The organism is Nocardioides sp. JQ2195 (genome assembly GCF_012272695.1).
Classification (GTDB): Bacteria; Actinomycetota; Actinomycetes; order Propionibacteriales; family Nocardioidaceae; genus Nocardioides.
In genome coordinates this window covers 4023044-4040588 of the sequence record NZ_CP050902.1, presented here as the reverse complement: position 1 = coordinate 4040588, position 17545 = coordinate 4023044, and the positions used below count along the sequence as shown (strand labels likewise).

Here is a 17545-nt window from a genome sequence, read left to right as displayed (position 1 = left end):
CCGCTCAGAGGCGCTCGCGCAGCCAGGTGAAGTCGGCCAGGTGTTCCTCGGCACCGCCCGGGGTCTCGCAGACTGCCGGGGCCTTGGCATCGCGGATGACCGAGGCCAGCAGGTCGGGCTCGATGCGGCCGGCTCCGAAGTTGGCGTGACGGTCGGCACCCGAGTCGAAGTCGTCGCGCGAGTCGTTGGCGTGCACCAGGTCGATGCGCCCGGTGATCGCCAGCACGTCGTCGACGATCGTCTCCAGGCTGTTGCCGCCGGCGTGGGCGTGGCAGGTGTCGAGGCAGAAACCGACCTGGTCGGCCTGCTCCTCACCCTGGATCGCGTCCCACACGCCCTTGATCCGCTCGAGATAACGCGTCATCGCGTTGTCCCCGCCGGCGGTGTTCTCGATCAGCAGCGGGATCTTGAGGTCGGTCGCGGCGATCGCCTTGCGCCAGTTGTCGAAGCCGATCGACGGGTCCTCGTCATCCTTGAGGTGGCCTCCGTGCACGATCAGGCCCTTGGCGCCGATGGAGGCCGCGGCGTCCATGTGGGACTGCAGCAGCTTGCGGCTCGGGATCCGCAGCCGGTTGTTGGTGGTGGCGACATTGATCAGGTACGGCGCGTGCACGTAGAGGTCGACGCCCGCCGCCTCGGCGTCGGCCTTGAGCCCCTCGGCGCCCCCGGCGTACTCGATGACCGGGCCCTTGTAGCTCTGCGGGTTGCCGAGGAAGAACTGCACCAGCGTGGTGTCGCGTGCCTTGGCCTCCGCGATGGGGTCGGTCTGGTCGACGTGGGCTCCGACAGAGATGCTCATGGGCTCCATCGTAGGAGGCCACCGGGAGACGGCGTACGCACGTCAAGAACACGCAGTTCGAGCATCAACAATTGCCCGTTCGCGCAGCAAGGATTGCCCGTTCGCGCAACAAGAACTGCCCGTTCGCGTCAGGTGATGTCGGCGGTGACCCGGGTCAGAGTGTCGAGGTCGCAGTTCCCGCCGGTCTGCACCAGCGCGATCCGGCGCCCCTCGAGCTGGTCGCGGTCGGCGAGCATTCCGGCCAACGCGAGGGAGCCCGCGGGCTCGGCCAGGTTGTGGGTGGTGCGGTAGGTCAGCGCCATCGCCTCGGCGGCCTCCTCCTCGGAGACCCGCACGATGCGCGCGGCACCACGGTTGATGATCTCGACGGCCACCGGGTCGGGGGTCCGGCACGCCACCCCGTCGACGAACGTGTCGGCGCTGTCGGTCGACACCGGGCGGCCGGCCTCGAAGGACAGGGCGTACGCCGGGGCGCCGGCGCTGACCACGCCGACGATCTCGGTGCGCAGGCCGAGCAGGTCGCGCACCAGGATGTTGGCGCAGATGCCGGATCCCATGCCGACCGGCACATAGATCGTGTCCAGGCCCGAGACCGCCTCGTGGAGCTCCGCGGCGTACGTCGCGATGCCCTCCACCAGCCAGGCGTGGAACGGCGGCACCATCAGCAGGCCGCGCTCGCCGGCCAGCTGGGCGGCGTGCTCGCGGGCCGCCTGGAAGTCGGCCCCGTGCTCGATGACCTCGGCACCGTGACCGTCCATGGCGTCGACCTGGTCGGGATTGTTGCCCTCCGGGACGACGATCGTCACCGGGACGCCGTACCTGGACCCGGCGAAGGCCAGGCTCTGGCCGTGGTTGCCCCGGGTGGCCGAGATGAGTCCGCTGGGCGCAGGCATTCCCGAGACCCGCAGGCGCTCGAGGAAGTTCAGCCCACCCCGCACCTTGAAGGCGCCGGTCGGTGAGTGGTTCTCGTGCTTGATCCAGGTCTCGGTGCGGGTGAAGCGCTCGATGAGCGGCCAGCGGTAGGTCGGGGTCGGAAGGACGTGGCGACCCACGACGGAGCGGGCGTAGCCCAACGACGTCGGCGTGATCACAGGAGCCTCACCGGTGCCGGGGGCGACCACCGGGCGTCGTGGGCTGGTCGGGTTCCTCGTCTGCGACCCGACCGGTTCCTTCCCGGCGAGCGCGGTAACCCGACTGGGCCGGGCCGGCGTGGTCGAGGCCTTGATCTGCGCCAGGGTCAGCGGGATCTCGTCGCGACCGGCCTCCCCGCTGATCAGCTGGTCGGCGAACTCCTGCAGCCGGGTCAGTCGGCCCATCGCGACCTGGTTGCCGATGCCGACGCGCTCGGCGTTGAGCAGCTTGTGCAGCATCGGCACCGAGAGACCGATGATGTCGGCGAGGTCGGGGACACCCAGCCCCATGAGCTGTTGCACCTTGGTCGCGAGGACGTCGATGGAGTCGCCGTACATCTCGGCCTGCTGGCGGCGCCGAGCCGCGAAGATGTCGTTGCCTGGGCCGTGCCCCGGGTCGTTCATCGACTCCCCCTTCCGTCGTGGCCAAGGCTACAGACCATGGACAGGATGTCGGGGCTTCGGCTGGCGATGTGGAAAAGTGGGGGCCATGACGCGTTCACGACGGCTCGCCGTGCCCCTCGGTGCCGGCCTGGCCGCCGCGTGCCTGCTCGCGCCGGCTGCTGCCCACGAATCCTCGGCTGACGAGAAGCCGATCGTGCTCGGGGACTCCTACGACACGACCACCGTGGTGGAGCCCGGGCTGCACCCGTTCGTCCCGCCGGCGAGCAACGCGGAGGGCTACCTGAGCGTCGAGCGCACCATCGACAACTCCACGATCTGGCTCGGCGAGACCCTGCTCAGCCCCGAGCCGGTCGAGACCAGCTACTTCGTCAGGCCCACGACCGACGAGTCGGGCCAGAGCTGCGGCACGGGTTGGTCGGTGGAGGCCACCTACTACTTCCACGAATTCCTCGGTGGCGGTGGCTTCGGTTCCGCGGCCTGTCGCAAGAGCGACCAGGTCACCTTCGTGCACAACGGACCGCTCGAGGGTGATCTCTCCGGCGCAGAGGCGCAGCTGGTCGTCTGGGAGGAGCCCCCGGTCACCGACCGCTCGATCCTCCCGCCACCGGCGATCACCTCGAAGTGGTCCGCCAAGGCCCCGCCGGCGAAGGGAACGGTCGAGCTCGGCACCGACTTCGCCTCCGCGCCCGAGCTGGCCGGCGGCAGGTGGGACGTGCACGTCGACCCGGGCAGGACGGCGCTGTTCAAGGTGCCGCTCGACTGGAACCAGCACATGCAGGTCCACCTGACCTACGACGGCGTACGCACCGAGCAGAGCGTCCCGATCGAGCCCGTCCTCATCACGCCGATCGGCGCGACGTCCTACTGGGGCGACCACTTCGCCGGGAAGGACGTCGAGGCGCCGGACTTCACCGACCTCAACCTCGCCTACAGCGGTCCCGAGGGTGCCGGCGCGGTGTCCCCGTCGATCACCTGGCGCAACCGTGAGGAGAGCGGGATCAAGGCGGCCTTCCCCGGCAACTACTACGTGCTCCTGCGGATGAACAAGAACAACGTGGACGACAAGGCCAACCCGAAGAACGGCGCCGACATCACGGTCGGTGTCAAGGTGATCACCGACAAGCCGCCGCGCTCGCCGTACTCCCAGGACCCGGAGCCGATCCCGGACCTGAACGGGGAGGAGCCGGCTGACGAGGAGAGCGAGACGAAGGCGTCCGACTCGTCCTCGTCGGCTGACACCACGTCGTGGGGAGCAGTCGGGGGACTCTTCGGTGGCTCCGCGGTGATGGCTGCGGCAGGCTTCGTGGCGCTCGGCAAGCACAGGAGGAGTCGCGCATGACCGTGTGGGCAACCGAGTCGTGGGGCCTGGTCTGGGCGCTGGTCGTCGCCGCCGCGGTGCTGACCGTCGTGGGGATCGTGCTGCTGCGGCGCCAGTGATCCGGGCGGCGGTGATCAGGCGGCGGTGGTCAGGCGGCGGTGATCCGGGCGGCGGTGATCAGGCGAGCATCAGCCACAGCGCGCTGCCGGCCATCGCGATCGCAGCCACGAAGCAGATGATCGCGACGATCAACGCGGGACTGGTGCTGCTCGACGAGGACGACGAGGCCATGGTCGCCGGGTAGGTCCCACCGGTGGCCGCCGGGCCGACGAACGCCGCCCGGCCCGCTGAACCGTGCCCGGAGCTGGCGGGTGCGCTCGATCCTGCTCCGGAGTGGGCCGGTCCGGGGTGCGCCGGGCCGGAATGTGCCGGGCCGGGGTGGGCCGGGCCGGCGTAGCTGTTGGGTCGGCTGCGAGGGCCCCCGCTGTGGGCGCCGCTGTGAGCCCCACCGTGGGCGCCGGAGCTGTCCGGCCGTGCGCCTGAGTGGGCGCCCGACTGCGGTCCGGGTGGCCCGAAGGGGGAGGACTGCTGGGGGAACGGCGTGGGCGTGGCGAAGCTGGCCCCCATCGCGTTGCCCGTGGTGTAGGACGGGTAGTACGACGGGGGCGGCGGCGCCACGTCGACGAGCTGGTTGAACACCTCGGGGGGCTCGGAGTCGCTCTGCCACGGCGTACCGGGGGGCACGCCGGCCGAGCGCAGCAGCTGCAGCGCCTCGGACGCTGTCGCCGGACGCTTCTCGGAGTCCTCCTGGGTGAGCGCCTCGAGGAACTCCCGGTAGGGGCCGTCGGGAGCACCCTTCTGGTGACGCGGACTGAGGCCGGTGAGCATCTGGATGCCGACCACGCCGAGTGCGTAGAGGTCCTGCTGCGGCTCCGGCGCCGCCCCGTGGGCCTGCTCCGGTGCCATGTAGCCGTCGGTGCCGATGGCGCCGGGGAAGCGGGTGAGGCGCACCTCGTCGATGAGCGCGGCGACGCCGAAGTCGCCGAGACGCACGTGGGGACGACGGGTGCCGGTCGGCTCGAGCAGCAGGTTGGCCGGCTTGACGTCGCGGTGCACCACGCCGGCCGCGTGCACGGCCTCGAGCGCCTGGAGAGTCTGGTCGAGCACGACCGCGGTGTAGCTCTCGGGCAGCCTGCCGTGGTCACCGAGCAGGGTGTGGATCGATCCGCCCTTGACCAGGTCCATGGTGAAGATGACCAGGTTGTCCTCGGCGGCCCAGCCGCTCGGGGCGACCACGTGGGGGTGGCGGATGCGCACCGACTGCTCGCGCACGAAGCGCAGCAGCATGCCACTGTCGTGCTGGCCGAGGAGCTTGGCGGCCACGAAGGTCTGGCTCTTCAGGTCCCAGGCGCGCCACACGGAGCCCATGCCGCCGGCGCCGATCTGGTCGATCAGCACGTAGCGGCCGGCGAGCGGCGTGTTCCCCATCGAAGTCATCGGGGCACACCCTACCCACTTCGTGACGGTCTACTCGTGCTCCGGCGACCGGCGCGTGCGGGGTGGACGTCGACGGATTACCCCGGATCCGCGCTGCGCTGATAACCTGCACTGTCCTCGTGGCCCTGTGCCCCCGAGCGGTACATCCCGAGAACATTCGCAGAGCCCTCCTGCCACGGAGAGACCGTGGCCGCTGAGTCCAGAGGAGGTGGAGACCGCTATGCGTGCATATGAAGTGATGGTCATCCTCGACCCGAACCTCGAAGAGCGGACGATCGAACCGTCCCTCGACAAGTACCTCAACGTGATCCGCAAGGATGGCGGCTCCGTCGAGTCCGTCGACGTCTGGGGACGTCGCCGCCTCGCCTACGAGGTCAAGAAGAACGCCGAAGGCATCTACGCCCTCATCTCGCTGCAGGCCGAGCCGGCCACGGTCAAGGAGTTCGACCGCCAGCTCTCGCTGAACGAGTCGATTCTTCGCACCAAGGTCCTGCGCGCCGCCAAGGCGTGATCCGGCGTACGCCGGCAACGGCATCGGTGGTTGAGGAGGTCGCTCTGCGGCCGTCTCGAAACCCGCTGTGGACAACTCTTCACAGTGTCGGTGCCGACGTACACCATGGACCTCGACACACTCGATTGAATCCAGAGGAGACCTGAGATGGCAGGCGAGACCGTAATCACGGTGGTTGGCAATCTCGTTGACGACCCGGAGCTGCGCTTCACCCCGTCGGGTGCGGCCGTGGCGAACTTCCGGATCGCGTCGACGCCGCGCACCTTCGACAAGCAGAGCAACGAGTGGAAGGACGGCGACGCGCTGTTCCTGAGCTGCTCTGTCTGGCGACAGGCCGCGGAGAACGTTGCCGAGTCCCTGCAGCGCGGCATGCGTGTCGTCGTCCAGGGTCGCCTGAAGGCCCGCACCTACGAAACCCGCGAGGGTGAGAAGCGCACGGTCTTCGAGATCGACGTCGAAGAGGTCGGTCCCAGCCTGAAGTACGCCACGGCCAAGGTCACCAAGGCATCCCGCGGTGGCGGCGGTGGCGGTGGCTACAACCAGGGCGGCGGCTACAACCAGGGTGCTCAGCAGAGCGCTCCGGCCAACGACCCGTGGGCCACGCCGGCCCAGGGGCAGTCGCAGGGTCCGTCCGGCAACTCGGGTCCCTCGGACCCGTGGGCCGCTCCCGGTGTGTCATCCGAAGAGCCTCCCTTCTGAGGAAGGCTCCCGGCCCGCAGGGGCCACGGTCGCTCAGACCACCAGCACCACAACAAGTTCATCAGCCAGTACCCATTCCGGCGTGAGCCGGGCTCGAAAGGAGCACCACAATGGCAAAGGCAGTGATTCGCAAGCCCAAGAAGAAGGTTTGCCAGTTCTGCAAGGAGAAGGCGACCGGTGTCGACTACAAGGACACCACCCTGCTCCGCAAGTTCATCTCGGACCGCGGCAAGATCCGCGCCCGTCGGGTGACCGGCAACTGCGTGCAGCACCAGCGCGACGTTGCGATTGCGGTCAAGAACGCCCGCGAGCTCGCCCTGCTGCCCTACACGTCCACCGGTCGCTGAGAGAGGATTTGCGAACATGAAGCTCATCCTGACTCAGGAAGTTGACGGCCTCGGCGCCCCCGGCGACGTGGTTGAGGTCAAGGACGGCTACGGCCGCAACTACCTCATCCCGCGTGGCCACGGTGTCCGCTGGACCCGCGGTGGCCAGAAGACGATCGACTCGATCAAGGCTGCGCGCTCGTCGCGTGCCGTGCGCGACCAGGACCACGCCGCGGAGGTCAAGACCAAGCTCGAGGCCTCGCCCGTGCAGGTTGCTGTCCGTGCTGGTGAAGGTGGCCGTCTCTTCGGTGCCGTCACCGTCGCCGAGATCGCTGACGCCCTGTCCGCGACCTCCGGTGAGAGCGTGGACAAGCGCACGATCGTGGTCACCAACCCGATCAAGTCGCTCGGTGCGCACACCGTTTCGGTGAAGCTCTACGAGGGTGTCTCCGCCACGGTGGCGCTCAACGTCGTCGCCGGCTGACCCAGCTCCACACGTTCCACCGGTTCGGCCCGCTGCCCCTCGGGGTGGCGGGCCGTTCCGCATTCTCTGCGACCTTCGCATGCGCCGCCGCCGTGCCCGGCCCGGTGGGGTGGCCGCCGTGCTCGGCGCCGTGGGTGGGCCTGGTGCGTCATACGTGCGGGTCGCTCGGGCAGCCGCTTTGTATGACGTTGCGCTGGGGGGCCCCGGTGCGTCATACGTGCGGGTCGCTCAGGCAGCCAGTTCGTATGACGTTGCGCTGGGTGGCCCCCGTGCGTCATGCGTTGCGGTCGCTCGCGCTGCTGCTTTGTATGACGTTGCGGTGGGTGGCCCCCGTGCGTCATGCGTTGCGGTCGCTCGCGCTGCTGCTTTGTATGACGTTGCGGTGGGTGGGCCTGGTGCGTCATGCGTTGCGGTTGCTCGCGCTGCTGCGTTGTATGACGTTGTGGTGGGTGGGCCCGGTGCGTCATGCGTTGCGGTTGCTCGCGCTGCTGCGTTGTATGACGTTGTGGTGGGTGGGCCCCGTGCGTCATACGTGCGGGTCGCTCGGGCAGCCAGTTCGTATGACGTTGCGGGGCGCGGCCAGGATGACGTTGCGGGGCACGGGCAGGGGGGCGGCGAGGGTGGCTGTTCAGTCGCGGGCGGCGACGTACGGCTTGGCGTGGGCCGCGAAGAGGTTCCAGATGAACCAGATCCACAGCAGCACGAACGCCACGTCGGCATAGCCGAGCAGCACGTCGTTCTTCGCTGCGTCGGCGACGGGTGGCATGGCCGCGACGATGCAGGTGGCCCACATGATCACGCCGAACCGTCCGGCGAACTTGGGGTCCGGGTCCTCCTTGGCGGCGGTGGCCAGCGAGCGCGAGGCCAGGAAGATGAACAGCAGGTCCGGCAACGAGACCGCCCACTTCAAGGCGAGCTCGGCGTCCTGGAGATGATCCTTGGCCTGTGGGAACCAGACCGCCAGCGCGACAACCGCGCAGACTGCCGCCGACGTGAGCAGGGTGGTGCGTTCGGGAAGGCGGATCGAGACCAGCCCCCAGATGACCATGGCCCAGCCGATGAAGTCGGGGAGGATGTCGACGGTGCCGAGGGTGTCGATCGCGACGATGACGAGGCCCATGGCCATCTTCTGCAGGGGGGTCATCCCGTTGCGCTCGGGGCGGCTGCGCTCCGCCGACTGGTCGCTCACGCGCCGAACCCTATCCGTCGGGTCTTCTCTCGGCCCCCACCCCTGCGAGTAACGCGGTGTCCATGTCACTTCGCGAGCGATCGGTCACCTGCGAAGTGACCACAGCACCGCACAAGTGCCGCCGTACGGGGACCGGGTGGCGCCCATCCGCGGAGCGGTGAGCCGAACCGAGCGACGGGTCAGCCGGCGCCGAGGCGCATCCACGCGTCACTGCGCGCGCGCAGGCCGAGGACGACGGCCCGGCCGAGCATGAAGCCGAAGCCGAACGCCACCCAGAGCCAGGTCAGGTCGTCGGCGAGCAGGGCGAACGGCGTGTAGACGATGAGGACGGCGAGCCCTCCCCAGGCGAGGTAGGTGCCGTCCCCTGCACCGATGAGCACACCGTCGAGCACGAAGACATAGCCGGCGATCGGTTGGGCGAGAGCCGCGATCAGCAGCACGGGGACCAGCTGCTGGATGACGTCGCGGTCGTTGGTGAAGAGGTGGCCCAGCACCGGGCTGAGCGCGGCCAGACCCAGCCCGGTGACCACCCCGGAGGCGAGCCCCCACTGGACCATCCGCCGGGTGATGTCTCGGGTCCCCGTGGCATCACTCGCGCCGAGGTAGCGCCCGGTCAGTGCTTGGGCAGCGATGGCGACGGCGTCGAGGACGAAGGTCAGGAACCCCCAGATCGTCATCGCCAGCTGGTGGGTGGCGATCGGGGTCTCGCCACCGGCCTGCACGGCGGCGTACGTCGTGACCAGCAGGGCGGCGCGCAGGGTGAGGGTGCGCACGACGAGGGCGATTCCGGCATGGGCCGCGGTGCGGATGCCGGGGAGGTCAGGGCTCAGCGTCGCGCCTTCGCGACGGGCGCCGCGCACCACGACGACCAGGAGGATCAGCGCGGTCAGCACCTGCGCGATCACGGACCCGAGCGCGGACCCGCGCAGGCCGAGCGCGGGCACCGGGCCCGCGCCGTAGACGAAGGCGAAGTTGAGGATGACGTTCAGCAGGTTGCCGATCACCGCCGCGACCAGTGGGGTGCGCGTGTCGAGCATGCCGCGGAGTACGCCGGTCGCGGCGAGCATGACGAGCAACGGCGTCGTGCCGAGGAAGGCGATGCGCAGGTAGTCGCTGGCCTGGTCGGTGACGGTGCCGTCGGCGCCGAAGAGCGTGACCAGCCACGGAGTGCTCCACATGCCGACGACCGTGGTGACCACGCCGATGATGACGGCCAGCCAGATGCCGTCGATGCCCTGGCTGATCGCGGCACGCAGGTTCCCGGCACCGATCTGTCGGGCCACCGATGCGGTGGTGCCGTAGGCGAGGAAGACGCACAGGCCGACCGCGGTCTGCATCACCGCTCCGGCGATGCCGAGACCGGCCAGCTCGGAGGTTCCCAGGTGACCGATGATGGCGGCGTCCGCGAGCAGGAACATCGGTTCCGCGATCAGGGCGAGGAACGCCGGCACCGCGAGGTGCAGGATCTCCCGGTCCACGCCCTTGGGGGCACGGGTCTCGGGGGCGTCGGCACTCACCCGCACACCCTAGCGGCCGTAAGAGGCACCGGTGCTTCTGGTCATGACCTGATGGGGAGTGGTGGTGCCTGTGTGTAACTGGTGCGTATCTGTGGGTAGTCGAAGCGCCAGGGCGCCATGTCGACAAAGTTACATGCGGCTGTCCGGTGACTGGAAGGTGAACAAGAAAGTTGCCCACAAGTTTTCCTCCACAGCGTGGGAGAGGCGTTTGTGCAGGTCAGGCGGCATGTGTGACGCGTGGTTTCACGTGAATCCACAGGTGCCTCCCCAGGCTGTGCACAAGTCGGGGCGTGTCGTCCACGGCGAGTCGTGGGTTATCCCCAGCCCCTGTGGATAACCCACTTTCACTTGCCGAGTTTTCCGACGTACGGTCACACGTCCGCAACTTTCAGGGCCCCTTGTCGGTGGTCACATCTAGCGTGCTGGCCAGCCCAGAATCGGCCGGAAGGGGAGCGTGAGCGATGAGCATGACTGATCACCAGAATGACCTGCCTCCGGAGCCGGAATGGGGCGATGGCCCCTCGTCGTACGAGCCGGGCGAGGCGCCGCGGGGACCCAACGACCGCACCCCTCCGCAGGACAACGCCGCCGAGCAGAGCGTGCTCGGCTCGATGCTGCTCTCCAAGGACGCGATCGCCGACGTCAGCGAGGTGATGCGAGGCACCGACTTCTACCGTCCGGCGCACGAGATCATCCACGACGCGATCATCGACCTCTTCGGTCGCGGCGAGCCGGCCGACCCGGTCACCGTCGCTGCGGAGCTGCAGCGCCGGGGCGAGCTGCAACGCATCGGCGGGGCACCCTACCTCCACACGCTCTCGGCCAACGTGCCGATCGCAGCCAACGCGGGTTACTACGCCGAGATCGTCCGCGAGAAGGCGATCCTGCGTCGCATGGTCGACGCCGGCACCAAGATCGTGCAGATGGGGTACGCCGGCGAGGGCCAGGTCGACCACATGGTCGACAACGCCCAGGCCGAGGTCTACAAGATCACCGACAAGCGTTCGTCGGAGGACTACGCGCCCCTGGTCGACATCATGGAAGGTGTCCTCGACGAGATCGAGGCGATCGGAAACCGTGAGGAGGGCATCTATGGCGTGCCCACCGGGTTCGCCGACTTCGACGACCTGACCAACGGTCTGCACAAGGGTCAGATGATCATCATCGCGGCGCGTCCTGCCATGGGCAAGAGCACCCTCGCTCTCGACCTGTGTCGCGCGGCGTCGATCCACAACGGCCTTGCCAGCGTCTTCTTCAGCCTCGAGATGGGCCGCTCCGAGATCACCATGCGCCTGCTCTCGGCCGAGGCGAAGGTGCCGCTCAACCACATCCGCAACGGCAACATGACCGACGACGACTGGGCGAAGCTGGCGCGCAAGATGGGCGAGGTCTCCTCGGCGCCGATGTTCATCGACGACTCGCCGAACATGACGATGATGGAGATCCGCTCGAAGGCGCGGCGGCTCAAGCAGAACCACGACCTGCGCCTGATCGTGATCGACTACATGCAGCTGATGAGCTCGGGCAAGAAGGTCGAGTCCCGCCAGCTCGAGGTCTCGGAGTTCTCGCGTCAGATCAAGCTCCTGGCCAAGGAGCTCGAGCTCCCGATCATCGCGTTGTCGCAGCTCAACCGTGGTCCCGAGCAGCGCACCGACAAGCGCCCGATGATGTCCGACCTTCGGGAGTCGGGGTGCGTCACGGCTGACACCCGCATCATGCGCGCCGACACCAACGCGGAGGTCACCATCGGTGAGCTGATGGAGTCGGACGCCAAGGACATCCCAGTCTGGGCACTCGACGACCGCCTCAAGCTCGTGCCGCGCACGATGACCCACGCGTTCCCGAGCGGCACCAAGGAAGTCTTCGAGCTCACCCTCGCCTCCGGGCGCACGGTCAAGGCCACCGCCAATCACCCACTCCTGACGTACGACGGGTGGATGCCGCTCGGCGAGTTGGCTCCGGGAGCGCGGGTCGGTGCGATTCGTCACGTGCCGCCGCCGCTGCAGATCACCCCTCGCGACGAGGACGAGATCGTGCTGCTTGCCCACATGCTCGGTGACGGCTCGTTCGTGAAGCGCCAGCCGATCCGCTACGCCAGCATCGACGAGGCGAATCTCAAGGCCGTGGGCGACGCGGCGTCTCGGCGCTTCGGCATCACGCCGATCCGTGATGACTACGAAACTGCGCGCGTGACCACGCTGCGCCTCCCTGCTCCCTATCGACTTGCCCGGGGACGCCGCAATCCGATTGCAGCTTGGCTCGACGAGGATGCGCTCTTCGGTCTGCGCAGCCATGAGAAGTTCGTCCCGGAGTGGGTCTTCAGTCTGCCGAAGGAGCAGGTCGGTCTCTTCCTGCGCCACATCTGGGCGACCGATGGCTCCATCGGCTACGACGCGAAGAACAATCTGGGACGTGTCTACTACGCATCCACCAGCCGCCGACTGGTCGACGACCTCGCACGTCTCCTGGGCCGGTTCAACGTCTTCACGCGGGTGAAGCGGGTGCGCAAGCCTGGATATCGGGACGGCTGGCACCTCTTCGTGTACGGCGCGGAGAACCAGCTCCGATTCTGCGACGAGATCGGCGTCCATGGATTGCGAGGTGCGAAGGCCGATGCCTTGGCCGAGAAGCTGCGTGACGTTCGCTCCAACACCAACCTCGACACAGTTCCTGTGGAGGTGTGGGGGAGAGTCCGGGAACTCCTGACCGAACAGCAGGTGACTCACCGTGAGTTCGCGTCGGCCATGGGCACCCAGTTCTGCGGATCGACGATGTGGAAGCACGCACCCAGTCGGGAGCGACTCTCCAAGGTGGCCGGGATCCTGGACGACGCAGACCTCGAAGTGCTCGCGACCAACGACGTCTACTGGGACTCGATCGCTTCCATCAAGTCACTTGGCGAGCAGCCCGTGTACGACGCCACCGTGCTCGGCGTACACAACTTCGTGGCCGAAGGGATCGCGCTGCACAACAGCCTTGAGCAGGATGCGGACATGGTCATCCTGCTGCACCGCGAGGATGTCTACGAAAAGGAATCCACTCGCCCGGGTGAAGCGGACCTGATCGTGGCCAAGCACCGTAACGGTCAGACCCGTGACATCACGGTTGCGTTCCAGGGCCACTACAGCCGCTTCGTCGATATGGCTCACTGACACTGCTGTCGAGCCATAGTCGAGCACTTGGGCGACGACCTCGCGCGGGTCTTGTCGCGCTTGAGCTCCAACAGATTGAAATTGCCATCGGCGTCGATTGCCAGCAGGTCCAGTCGTGAGCCGTACGGCGTGATCACCTCGCTGCCGATCGACTGGGTCAGGGAGACGAGGTGGGCGAGGACTTGGCGTCGCTTGGCGCCGAGGCGAGCACAGGGCTGTCATCACACTGGATCGCGATAACACGCTGAGTGACCATTGGATCATGGTGAGTGATGACGTGCGGGGCGACTACGCGAGTTTCATGCGGGCGCGTCGCGCGATCCTGGGGTTGTCGCAGCGAGATCTTGCCGAGCGATCAGGTGTCAAGCAACCGCTGATCGCAGCCATCGAGTCGGGACGGCGCCATCCCTCGCCCCAGGCACGTGCCCGCTTGGAACGGGCGCTGACCACACGCCCGTCGGTGGCCTTGGCAGCGCGGCGTCAGCAGGTCCGGGAGCTGTTCGAACGCGCCGGCCTGCCCGAGCCTCGGGTCTTCGGATCGGTGGCCCGCGGAGATGATCACAGCGACTCCGACATCGACTTGATGGTGGAGTTCTCCGATGCGCACGACATCGTCGACCTGCTGAGCCTGGAGCACGAGCTGGAACTCCTGCTCACCTTCAACGTCGATTTGGTTGACGCGCGAGTGCAGGGGGCTGTCACCGGGCACGGGCTGACTGAGGCTGTCGCCTACACCGTGGGGCTGGGCCTCGACTCCTACCTCGCCGACAGTCCACAGGGCCGGGTGCTTCGCAACAGCGGTCGCCACATCCTCATCCAAGTGGCCACGGTGGCCGAGAAGCTGCCCAGCGACTTCAAAGACGCCCACGGCTCGGTCGATTGGGTAGCCCTGGCGCGGATGCGTAACCTCATTGCCCATCACTACGACAAGGTCGACGATCGCCTCGTGTTCGCCGCGCTGGAGCGCCGCATACCGGCCCTCCTTGGGGTTCTTGGGTTGACGGACTGACGCCAGTCGCGCACGGATGCAGCCTGTCACCAGGGCGTACGTGTTGAAGCGCTTCGCTGACCGATCGACACGTTGGAGGATGCCTGATCGTCTCGCGTCCTGCCATACCCTCTTGGCCCACGTTGGACGCCGGGCCCGCGTGTCCGGGCGGTGGGGCGTGCGGTAGGGCGGTGAACAGCCCCGCCTACGTGGCGGCGCCGGCATAGCCTGAGGGAGGGTGGAATCCCGAACCCGATGAGAGGAACCCTCATGAGCAAGGACTTCGCCGTCGGCGACCACGTCCGCTGGAATTCCGAGGCCGGCAACGTCTCCGGTGTCATCACGAAGAAGCACACCAGCGACACCGAATACAAGGGTCATACGAGACGTTGCTCGCCGGACGACCCTCAGTACGAGATCAAGAGCGACAAGACCGACCATGTCGCGATGCACAAGGGCGACGCCCTGGAGAAGATCGACTGACCGGATCAGGCCGGCGACTCGTCACGCTGGTGGGTCTCCGGGGAGAACAACCACGGCAGCACCGCCACCAGTGCCAGGGCACCGGTGGCCGCGAACGCCCAGTCGAACCCGGCTCGGTCAGCGATCAGGCCGATCAGCACCGGACCCAGGATCGCCCCGCCGTCCTGGAACATCTGGAAGGTCGACAGCACCGTGCCACCACTGCGGTCGTTGCCGATCACGTCGGCCACCGTGGCCTGCTGGCCCGGGTTGACCAGCCCCGAACCCACGCCGGAGAGCACCGACAGGACCAACAGCACGGCCAATGACCCGCTCTGCCCGATCAGGCCGAGTCCGATCGCGGTGACGACCAGCCCGCTGATCACGACCGGACGTCGGCCGAGTCCGTCGACGAGTCGGCCGGCCACTTGCAGCGTGACCGCCGTACCGACCGCGGCGAGGGCGAGCACCACGCCCGCCACCCAGGGCGCGTCGTACAACGCGACGGCGAGCTGGGGCAGGACCGCGACGCGGACCCCGAAGTTGCACCACCCGTTGGCGAAGGCCGACGCGAGCGCCGCGCGGTATGCCGGATGGTGCATCGCCTCACGCACCCGCATCGGTGGCGCGGTGGAGGCCTGCGCACGGTCGCGCAGGGACGCCCCGGATAGCCGTACGCCGACCACGGTCGCGGCCACGACCAGCGCGGCGGCGTACACGATGAAGGGGACGCGCAGGCCGAACTCGGCGAGCAGACCGCCGAGCACCGGGCCGAGCATGCCGCCGAGCAGGAACGAGCTGGCGTAGGCGGAGGAGACCCGCCCGCGGGCTGACGGCGGCGCCATCCGCACGAGCAGGGACATCGCCGAGACGGTAAACATGGTCGAGCCGATGCCGCCGAGCCCCCGATAGATCAGCAGCTGCGTGTAGGACTGGGCGAACGCGGTCGCCAGCGACGAGGCCGCCACGATCAACAGCCCGGTGAGATAGACCGGGCGTTCACCCAGACGGGTGGTGAGGGCGCCGCCGGCGGGGGCGAACAGCAGTCGGAAGAACGCGAAGGCCGAGACCACGACCGAGGCGGCGGCGACACCGACGTCGAAGGACCGTGCGTACGCCGGCAGCACCGGCGAGACCAGTCCGAAGCCGACCGCGATCACGAAGGCCGCGGCGATCAGGACCTTGATCTCTCCGGGCAGCGCGGGTCGGTCGGTGGTCACGACAGATGACTATGGCATGGGGGTCATTGCCCCTTGAGCCACGTGTGCCAGTCCAGTCCACGGTCGGCACCTCCCATGCCTTCAGGCTGGCCAGCTGGTCCGTGCTCGCGGCCTCCGTCGTCATGACACTCGGTGTCGGCCGACCTAGACGGTCGCCTGTTCCTCGACGCCGCCCCGGGCTGGAACCCCCTCATTGCCTCCCTCTACACAATGACGGTGCTCAGCCTGCTCGTCCTTGCCTTCCTGCTCTCGCAGCTCTGGTTGCTGCTGCGTGCCGTCTCCCATGACGCACCATTCACCGACCAGGTCGTACGCCGACTGCGAGTCATGGGCCTCACCCTGATCTTGTGGGAGCTGCTGGAGCCGTTCCTGTGGTTGTTCCTCAGCCCCAAGGCTTGGGACTACAGCTTCCTCGTGGCCGGCGATCAGGGTGTGGCCTGCAGCTGGGATCGATGGAACCGGGCGGCCCGGAGCTCACGCGGATGTCTTCGGCGCCCTGCTACTGCTGCTGGCGGGAGTCTTCAGGCGAGGTGTGCGTCTGCAGAACGACCAGAGGTTCACGGTCTGATGGCCATCGACATCCGCCTTGACCACGTTCTGCTCGACCACCGGATGACGCTCACCGAGCTGCAGGGCGTGGCCATTCGTCAAGACGCGCGGCCCGGCCATCTCCTTCGCGCCCATCCCTAGCGCAGGGCAACGCCGACCTCGTCGGCCACGGCCTCCACCATCGTGGTGAGCCGAGCCGTGCGAGCGGGCATGGAGTCGCGATAGTCCGCAAGCGTCAGCAGGCCCGGCCCGACGAACGCCCACGCTCGCGCTCGCAGCCACGTGGCCTCGTCGGCACCGGACTCGGTGCGGAGAACCTCTCGAGCCGGCGCATCGAACAGGCTCCAGGCATAGAGGAGGTCGACGGCGGGGTCGCCGATGCCCAAGCCACCGAAGTCCACCACCCCGACCAGTTCCCCCTCGGCGGAGGTCAGCAGGTTCTCGGCCGACAGATCCGTGTGCACCCAGCACGCAGGTCCGGGTGCAGGCGGGACGTCGCGGATCCGCCGCCAGGCCTCCGCCACCCGGCGTGGGTCGAAGAGGTCCTTCAGCTCGCGGGCTGCACTGGTGGCCCAACCATCGATCACGTCCGTCACCGGTTCGCCCGCCCGATATCCCCACCGCGCCGCCCCGGCGGGCAACTCCCACGTGTCCGCCGCGTGCAGGCGGCCCACGAACCGACCCAGACCCAGCGCTGCACGCGCCTGCGCGGCCGGGTCGAGCTGCTCCGGGGTCTCGCCCGGGACCCAGGACACGACGGTCCACGGCCGCGGGAACAGTGAGGACCGTTCCGCCATGAAGCGAACGTCGGGCACGGGTGTGCTGAGGTGCGGCGCGAGAAGGGGGAGGAACTCTGCTTCCTTCAGCAGGTCGTCGACGTAGGCGTCCGACCGGGGCAGTCGTACGGCGTGCTCGTCCCCGACGCGGAAGACCCAGTTGCTGCTGCCCGAGGCCCGGCTGGGCTGCACGTCCTTGCCCGCGAGCTCCGGGAACTGTTCACGCAACAACCGCGCAACCAGGCTGGCATCGGGGGCGACGTCGTCATTGGCGTCTTCCACCCGCCCATCGTTGGCGTCGCCGACCTCGATCTCAACCGAGTTTCAGGGGGCAACGCGCGGTGGCGGCAGGGCCATCGAGAATCCTTCCGGAGCGAGCCAGCGCGCTCGAGATGCCGAGCCAGCCAAAGCCCAGGCAAACCTGCGGCCTCTGACCTGCAACGACACAACCCTGTGGACGAAAACCGGGTCGAAAGTGCCTCTGACCTGCGGAAATACTTCTCCACAGATCACCCGAACCCCT

Annotated in this window: 16 protein-coding genes; 9 read left to right on the top strand and 7 right to left on the bottom strand. The window is 68.0% G+C overall.

Annotation, left to right across the window (positions count from 1 at the left end):
• Positions 1–4: 4 nt before the first annotated feature.
• Both ncot_RS19235 and ncot_RS19230 read right to left on the bottom strand, forming a co-directional pair.
• Positions 5–799 carry a deoxyribonuclease IV gene (locus tag ncot_RS19235; protein ID WP_168619051.1) on the bottom strand — a complete coding sequence of 265 codons (795 nt, stop codon included), beginning with the start codon at positions 797–799 and terminating at the stop codon, positions 5–7.
• A gap of 128 nt (positions 800–927) precedes the next feature.
• Positions 928–2334, bottom strand: a complete 1407-nt coding sequence (locus ncot_RS19230) for a threonine dehydratase (protein ID WP_240937984.1) — start codon at positions 2332–2334, stop codon at positions 928–930.
• 85 nt (positions 2335–2419) lie between these two features.
• Here ncot_RS19230 and ncot_RS19225 point away from each other — a divergent pair, with 85 nt between their 5' ends.
• Positions 2420–3673, top strand: coding sequence for a hypothetical protein (locus tag ncot_RS19225; RefSeq protein ID WP_168619050.1), 1254 nt, complete (start codon positions 2420–2422; stop codon positions 3671–3673).
• Between the two features lie 156 nt (positions 3674–3829).
• Here the strand turns inward: ncot_RS19225 and ncot_RS19220 are convergent, their stop codons facing one another.
• Positions 3830–5149, bottom strand: coding sequence for a serine/threonine-protein kinase (locus ncot_RS19220; RefSeq protein WP_168619049.1), 1320 nt, complete (start codon positions 5147–5149; stop codon positions 3830–3832).
• Positions 5150–5369: 220 nt separating this feature from the next.
• Between ncot_RS19220 and rpsF the strand changes: the two genes are divergently transcribed.
• The 4 genes from rpsF (at position 5370) to rplI (ending at position 7169) form a co-directional block, all read left to right on the top strand.
• A complete protein-coding gene (rpsF, locus tag ncot_RS19215) occupies positions 5370–5660 on the top strand; it encodes a 30S ribosomal protein S6 (RefSeq protein WP_168619048.1) in 291 nt (96 codons plus the stop codon).
• 147 nt (positions 5661–5807) lie between these two features.
• Positions 5808–6359 carry a single-stranded DNA-binding protein gene (locus ncot_RS19210; protein ID WP_168619047.1) on the top strand — a complete coding sequence of 184 codons (552 nt, stop codon included), beginning with the start codon at positions 5808–5810 and terminating at the stop codon, positions 6357–6359.
• Between the two features lie 110 nt (positions 6360–6469).
• Entirely contained in the window at positions 6470–6706 is a 237-nt protein-coding gene (rpsR, locus tag ncot_RS19205; protein ID WP_057322350.1) for a 30S ribosomal protein S18, read from the top strand.
• A 16-nt stretch (positions 6707–6722) separates the two neighbouring features.
• Positions 6723–7169 (top strand): 50S ribosomal protein L9, encoded by a 447-nt coding sequence (rplI, locus tag ncot_RS19200; RefSeq protein WP_168619046.1) that lies wholly within the window; start codon positions 6723–6725, stop codon positions 7167–7169.
• Between the two features lie 628 nt (positions 7170–7797).
• On the opposite strand, the gene ncot_RS19190 is transcribed toward rplI, so the two are convergent.
• Complete coding sequence (locus tag ncot_RS19190) at positions 7798–8358, bottom strand: hypothetical protein (RefSeq protein ID WP_168619044.1); 561 nt, start codon at positions 8356–8358, stop codon at positions 7798–7800.
• A 179-nt stretch (positions 8359–8537) separates the two neighbouring features.
• The gene (locus ncot_RS19185) at positions 8538–9875 is read right to left on the bottom strand and encodes an MATE family efflux transporter (RefSeq protein WP_240937983.1); all 1338 of its coding nucleotides are present in this window, start codon (positions 9873–9875) and stop codon (positions 8538–8540) included.
• 461 nt (positions 9876–10336) lie between these two features.
• Between ncot_RS19185 and ncot_RS19180 the strand changes: the two genes are divergently transcribed.
• The 3 genes from ncot_RS19180 (at position 10337) to ncot_RS19170 (ending at position 14498) form a co-directional block, all read left to right on the top strand.
• Positions 10337–13027: a replicative DNA helicase gene (locus ncot_RS19180; RefSeq protein WP_168619043.1), complete on the top strand. Its 2691-nt coding sequence runs from the start codon at positions 10337–10339 to the stop codon at positions 13025–13027.
• Positions 13028–13289: 262 nt separating this feature from the next.
• Positions 13290–14036: a helix-turn-helix domain-containing protein gene (locus ncot_RS19545; RefSeq protein WP_206065054.1), complete on the top strand. Its 747-nt coding sequence runs from the start codon at positions 13290–13292 to the stop codon at positions 14034–14036.
• Between the two features lie 249 nt (positions 14037–14285).
• Positions 14286–14498, top strand: a complete 213-nt coding sequence (locus tag ncot_RS19170) for a DUF2945 domain-containing protein (protein WP_168619042.1) — start codon at positions 14286–14288, stop codon at positions 14496–14498.
• Positions 14499–14503: 5 nt separating this feature from the next.
• Here the strand turns inward: ncot_RS19170 and ncot_RS19165 are convergent, their stop codons facing one another.
• Positions 14504–15697 carry an MFS transporter gene (locus tag ncot_RS19165; RefSeq protein WP_168619041.1) on the bottom strand — a complete coding sequence of 398 codons (1194 nt, stop codon included), beginning with the start codon at positions 15695–15697 and terminating at the stop codon, positions 14504–14506.
• 132 nt (positions 15698–15829) lie between these two features.
• Between ncot_RS19165 and ncot_RS19160 the strand changes: the two genes are divergently transcribed.
• Positions 15830–16387: a DUF2975 domain-containing protein gene (locus ncot_RS19160; protein WP_277345769.1), complete on the top strand. Its 558-nt coding sequence runs from the start codon at positions 15830–15832 to the stop codon at positions 16385–16387.
• Here ncot_RS19160 and ncot_RS19155 read toward each other — a convergent pair.
• Positions 16384–17304, bottom strand: a complete 921-nt coding sequence (locus ncot_RS19155; RefSeq protein ID WP_206065052.1) for an aminoglycoside phosphotransferase family protein — start codon at positions 17302–17304, stop codon at positions 16384–16386. The genes ncot_RS19160 and ncot_RS19155 overlap by 4 nt on opposite strands.
• Positions 17305–17545: the final 241 nt, after the last annotated feature.